The sequence below is a fragment of the Corallococcus terminator genome (assembly GCF_003611635.1).
GTDB classification, from domain to species: Bacteria; Myxococcota; Myxococcia; order Myxococcales; family Myxococcaceae; genus Corallococcus; species Corallococcus terminator.
This window is the reverse complement of the sequence record NZ_RAVZ01000482.1, coordinates 1-5,523: the sequence shown is the minus strand read 5'-3', so window position 1 is coordinate 5,523 and position 5,523 is coordinate 1. Positions and strand designations below refer to the sequence as shown.

Annotated in this window: 5 protein-coding genes; 4 read left to right on the top strand and 1 reads right to left on the bottom strand. The window is 68.9% G+C overall.

The window, feature by feature from the left end; genetic code table 11:
• The 4 genes from D7V88_RS38495 to D7V88_RS38480 form a co-directional block, all read left to right on the top strand.
• Window positions 1-493: hypothetical protein (locus D7V88_RS38495; RefSeq protein ID WP_120545514.1), on the top strand; the 493-nt coding region annotated here is incomplete at its 5' end.
• 114 nt (window positions 494-607) lie between these two features.
• Window positions 608-2,248, top strand: a complete 1,641-nt coding sequence (locus D7V88_RS38490; RefSeq protein ID WP_120545513.1) for a GMC oxidoreductase — start codon at window positions 608-610, stop codon at window positions 2,246-2,248.
• 368 nt (window positions 2,249-2,616) lie between these two features.
• Complete coding sequence (locus D7V88_RS38485; RefSeq protein ID WP_120545512.1) at window positions 2,617-4,059, top strand: sensor histidine kinase; 1,443 nt, start codon at window positions 2,617-2,619, stop codon at window positions 4,057-4,059.
• Window positions 4,060-4,140: 81 nt separating this feature from the next.
• Window positions 4,141-4,815: a DUF2378 family protein gene (locus D7V88_RS38480; protein WP_120545511.1), complete on the top strand. Its 675-nt coding sequence runs from the start codon at window positions 4,141-4,143 to the stop codon at window positions 4,813-4,815.
• Window positions 4,816-4,873: 58 nt separating this feature from the next.
• On the opposite strand, the gene D7V88_RS43355 is transcribed toward D7V88_RS38480, so the two are convergent.
• On the bottom strand, window positions 4,874-5,523 hold a 650-nt coding region (locus tag D7V88_RS43355), incomplete at its 5' end, for a hypothetical protein (RefSeq protein ID WP_158625252.1).

Here is a 5,523-nt window from a genome sequence, read left to right as displayed (position 1 = left end):
GGCCCACGCCGCCCCCACCCGGAGCCCCCGTCGCAAGCACACGGCCGCGGCCCCCGCGAAGCGCACCGCGAAGAAGAGCCCCGCGTCCGCGAAGGGGCGCTACAGCGACCCCGCGCTTCGCGAGCGCCTCAAGAAGCGCATCATGAAGGGCGACAAGGGCGGACGGCCCGGCCAGTGGAGCGCCCGCAAGGCGCAACTGCTCGCCAGTGAGTACAAGAAGGCCGGCGGCGGCTATTCGGGGCCTCGCGCGACGGCGCAGCGCCACCTGTCCTCCTGGACGCGGGAAGCGTGGCAGACCCAGGACGGCGGCACCCGCGCCCGTCACGGCCGCACCACCTCCCGCTACCTTCCGAAGGAGGCCTGGGCCCACCTGAGCCCTGCCCAGAAGAAGGCCACCGAACGCCGCAAGCGCACGGGCTCCCGCGCGGGTCGGCAGTTCGTCGCCAACACCCCCGCCGCGCGCCGGGCGAGGAAGCAGGCCACGGAGCGCTAGCCCTCCGTCCCAACCCTTCCGGGGCCATGCGCCACGTCCCAGCGGACCGCCCGCGCCGTTGGCATACAGTGCGGACCTCCTGGGGGAGCGGCACCGCCCCGGGTGGAGGACGTCATGGACTGCGACTGGCTCATCATCGGCTCGGGATTTGGCGGCAGCGTCAGCGCGTTGCGGCTCGTCGAGAAGGGCTACCGCGTCGTCATGCTGGAGAAGGGCCGCCGCCTCCAGGGCCAGGACTTCCCCAAGTCGAACTGGAACCTGAAGCGCTGGCTGTGGATGCCCCAGCTCGGATGGCGCGGCTTGTTCAAGATGACCTTTTTCCGTCATGTCACCGTGCTGTCCGGCGTCGGCGTGGGCGGCGGCTCGCTCGTCTACGCCAACACGCTGCCCGTGCCGAAGGACGACTTCTTCGAGGCCACCTCCTGGGGCCACCTGGCACCCTGGAAGGAGGAGCTCGCGCCGCACTACGTGACGGCCCACCGCATGCTGGGCGCCACCGTCAATCCGCTCACCACCTTCCCGGATCAGGTGCTCAAGGCCGTGGGCGAGGACCTGGGCCGCCCCGACTTCCAGCCCACCACCGTGGCCGTCTATTTCGGCGAGCCCGGCGTCACCGTGAAGGACCCCTATTTCAACGGCGAGGGCCCGGAGCGCACCGGCTGCAACGCGTGCGGCGGCTGCATGCTGGGCTGTCGCAACAACGCCAAGAACACGCTCGACAAGAACTACCTCTACCTGGCGGAGAAGCGCGGCCTCACGCTCCACGCCGACACGGAGGTCACCTGGGTGCGCCCCCTGCCCGACGGTGACGGCTACGAAGTCACCGCGAAGCAGGGCACGGGCTTCTTCAGGAAGACGCGCCGCTTCACCGCGAAGCACGTCATCTTCGCCGGCGGCGTGCTGGGCACCCTGGACCTGCTGCTCAAGCTCAAGGAGCGTCCAGACGGACTGCCCAAGCTGTCCCCGCGCGTAGGCGACGGGGTGCGCACCAACTCCGAGGCCCTCATCGGCATCGTCAGCGGCAAGAAGGACCAGGACCTGTCCAAGGGCATCGCCATCGGGTCCATCCTCCACACCGACGAGCACTCGCACCTGGAGCCGGTGCGCTACCCCGCGGGCTCCGGCTTCTTCCGCCTGCTGATGGCGCCCCACGTCCCCGGCGCCACCCTGGTGACCCGCCTGGCCCGCCTCGTGGGCATCATCGCCCGGCGCCCGGTGCGCTTCCTCCAGGCGATGTTCGTCCCGGACTTCGCGCGCCGCACGATGATCCTGCTCTACATGCGCACCATGGAGGGCCACCTGCGCATGCGGCGCGGACGCGCCCCGGGCACCGGCTTCCGCACCGGCCTCACCACCGGCCTGCAGGAAGGCCCCGCGCCCACGGTCAACATGCCGGAGGCCTTCGACCTCGCGAAGCGCGTCTCCGACAAGCTGGACGGCTACCCCATGACCATGGTCAGCGAAACCGTCCTGGGCATTCCCACCACCGCGCACATCCTGGGCGGAGCGTGCATGGGCGACTCGCCCACCACCGGTGCCATTGATTCACGACACCGCTTGTATGGCTATGACGGGCTGTATGTGGTGGACGGCGCGGCCATCTCCGCCAACCCTGGCGTCAATCCCTCGCTCACCATCACCGCCCTCGCCGAGCGCGCCATGACCTTCATTCCCGCCGCCCGGGAGCTGCCCCGGGGCGACACGGACGCCACGCTCGAGCTGCCTTCGCCCCGGACCCTCTCCGCATTGCCCTGAAGGGCTGTCAGGCATTGCCCTCCAGGGCTTGCAGGGAGAGGTGCGTGCCCGGGCGACGTGTGCGCTGCTGCCCGTCCAGACGTCTTTCATTGCCAGATGTCTTCGACAGACTAGGACCTGGGTGCAGGATGCTCTTTTCAGCCTGAAAGCAGCGTAGAAGTACCGTCGGGGCGAATGCGGGGGACTGGAGCGGGCTTGCGTCAGGCCCACCCCACACCGCGGGGCAGGGGGGACGACAGTGTTCATACGCGACCAATCATCGTGCCCTGAAGCAGCATGGTTGATTCATTGATTTGCGCGTAGTTCATATTTTACAGGATTAATCGCTTCCGCCACCATCATGGTCGGGTGAAGAGATGTCTTTGCACATGTCCGCGTCCTTTACTCATGTCCCGGCGTATGTCTCTCAATGTCAGGAAGGGCGGGCGGAGGCCCTGCTGGCGCGGCAGTTGCGTGACTCTCGCGGGCGGGTGGACGCGCTGTTCACCTGGCTGATGCTGGGGCAGTGGGCGAGCGCCATCCTGGTGGCGGTGTTCTTCTCGCCGTACGGCTGGGAGGGCCGGGTGCGCGGGGTGCACCTGCACGTGCAGACCGCGGTGCTGCTGGGTGGGGTGCTGAGTCTGTTCCCGGTGCTGCTCACGCGCCTGCTGCCGGGCCAGGTGCTGACGCGTCACGTGGTGGCGGTGAACCAGATGCTGTGGTCCGCGCTGCTCATCCACCTGACGGGGGGGAGAATCGAAACGCACTTCCACATCTTCGGTTCGCTGGCGGTGCTGTCCTTCTACCGGGACCCAAAGGTGTTGCTCACCGCGAGCGGCGCCATCGTCGTGGACCACTGTCTGCGGGGCGCGCTGTGGCCGGAGTCCATCTACGGGCAGCTCCACCCGGAGTGGTGGCGCTTCCTGGAGCACGCCTTCTGGGTGGCCGTCATCGACGCGGTGCTCCTCGTGGCCTGCCGGGACGCGGTGCGCGAGCTTCGTGAGAAGGCCGAACGCCAGGCCCATGCGGAACAGTCGAGCGAGCGGGAGCTGGCGTTGCGCGCGGGCCAACTGGACGCGGCCGTGCGGGAGGTGCTCGCCTTTCGCGACCACGCGGGCCGGTTGGAGCGGCTGGCGTCGCTGGGGCAACTCACCGCCAGCGTCAGCCACGAATTGCGCAATCCCCTGGCCGCCGCGCGCACGGCTCATGCGTTCGTCCTGCGCCGCATGCTGAAGACGGACGCGGGCACCACGGACCCTCGCATCCCGCGCTTCCTGGACATCATCGACCGGGAGCTCCAGGCGTGCACGGTCATCATCTCCGACCTGCTGGACTACGCGAAGGGGCGGCCTCCCAGCTTCATGCCCTGCCCGCTCAAGCCGCTGGTGGAGGAAGCCATCAGCGTGGTGCCGGTGCGCGAGGGCGTGCGCGTGAACAACCAAGTGCCGGACGGACTGCCGGTGCCCCACCTGGACCGCGAGCAGTTCCGGCAGGTGCTGGTCAACCTCATCCAGAACGCGGTGGAGGCCATTCCTCCGGAGCGCACGGGCGAGGTGTGTGTCCATGCCGACCAGTCGGTGGACGGCGGCTGGAGCCTGCGCGTGACGGACGACGGGCCGGGCATCCCCGCGCCGCTCCTGGAGCGCATCTTCGAGCCCATGTTCACCACGAAGCTGCGTGGCACCGGCCTGGGGCTCGCCATCGTGAAGAGCCTGGTGCAGGGGCATGGCGCCCGCATCCAGGCGGAGAGCGACTTCGGTCACGGCTCCCGCTTCACCGTCCTGTTTCCCGACGCGCGCGTGCCGGATGTCGCGGTGCCGGTGCATCCGTAGACGCAAGCCGCGAGACGCACCCGGGACGTTCCCTTCATTCAGTGTGGCGAACAGCTCCACGTACGTGGTCAGGGAGGTGGCATGCAGGCACAGGCGAAGCCGTCGAGGGAGACCGGTCAGGTGGATGCGGACTGGGCGGTCCGACGCATGGCGGCCACGGAGCAGGACACCGCGCGCGGCATGTTCTTCCTGGGGGTGTTGGAGACGGTGCGCAGCGGCATGGGTGACGACGCGGTGGTGACTTGTCGTGCCGCGACGGAGGAGCGCCGGTTCGTGGGCTTCTTCAACTACCCGGTGTCCAGCTTCCTGAAGATGGCGCAGGTGGCGTCGCGCGTGCTGGCGCCCCGGTGGGGTGGGGCGGACGAAGCGCTGCGGCAGATGGGCATGCAGGCCACGCGCAGCTTCCTGGAGTCCGCGGTGGGGCGCACCTTCCTGCTGCTGGCCGCGGGTGACACGCGCAAGCTCGTGGCCAACCTGCCCTCCGGCTACCAGATGGCGGTGAGCTATGGGGACCGCTCCGTGGAGTGGAAGGGGGAGTCAGAGGCGCTGTTCGTCATGCGGCGCGACTTCATGCCCGCGCCCTACCATGAGGGCGTGCTGCGCGAGGTGCTCACCATGGTGGGCGCCAGGAACCCGCGCATCCAGGGCCGCAAGCTGGGCCTGCTGGACACCGAGTACCACATCACCTGGGAGGCGCCGCTCGTGGTGCGGCCGTCAACGTCGGCCCCGACCTCTCCGTGGCGGGTGTTCCAATAGCGCTTCGTACAGGCCGGGGGCCGGAAGACGCGGGCGCGCGTTCCGGCCCTGACCCGCGTCAGAACGCGATGCCCGTCTGTACGAGCGGCGTGAAGCTGACGCCGCCGTCTCCCGGCGTGCCGGTGAAGAAGAAGGGCAGATCCAACTCCACGAACCACTTCAGGCGTTCGGTGATGGGGAAGCCCTTGTTGATGATGGGCACGAGGCCCAGGTTGAACGGCACGCCTTCGCCCACCTGCACGGCGGTGCGCAGCCCTCCGGAGAAGCTGCCGAAGTCGTAGACGACGCCCGGATCCACCACGATGCTGGTGCTGGCGCGCGCGGGCGTTCCGTTGTCGGAGAACTGCCAGCGGGAAAAGGCGATGAACTCGAAGTCCACGGCCCACTTCTCGTTGAGCTTCACCGTGATGCCCGGCGCGATGCCCACCTGGATGAAGTCCGCGAAGATGCCCGTGGTGTCTTCGTCGGTGAAGCTCACCAGCGGCACCGCGAGCCCCCAGTGCCCGCCAATCTTGGGCCAGGACGTGTCGTCGCCTGAACCGCCCGTGCCCTCTTCCTTCTTTTCATGGTGCCGGGCGTGGTGCTTTGCGTGGTGGCTGTCGAGCAGCCGGACGCCGGGGCGCTCTTCCGGATCCGTCCGTGCGTCCGCCTTCGCCACCTGGGGCGCCACGGCCGCCAGCAGGGCGACGAATCCCCCCAGCCCGAGCT

What these genes read in the sequence shown, in the direction of transcription:
- D7V88_RS38490 (WP_120545513.1), top strand. Translation starts at nt 608, where the DNA reads ATGGACTGCGACTGGCTCATCATCGGCTCGGGATTTGGCGGCAGCGTC.
- D7V88_RS38485 (WP_120545512.1), top strand. Translation starts at nt 2,617, where the DNA reads ATGTCCGCGTCCTTTACTCATGTCCCGGCGTATGTCTCTCAATGTCAG.
- D7V88_RS38480 (WP_120545511.1), top strand. Translation starts at nt 4,141, where the DNA reads ATGCAGGCACAGGCGAAGCCGTCGAGGGAGACCGGTCAGGTGGATGCG.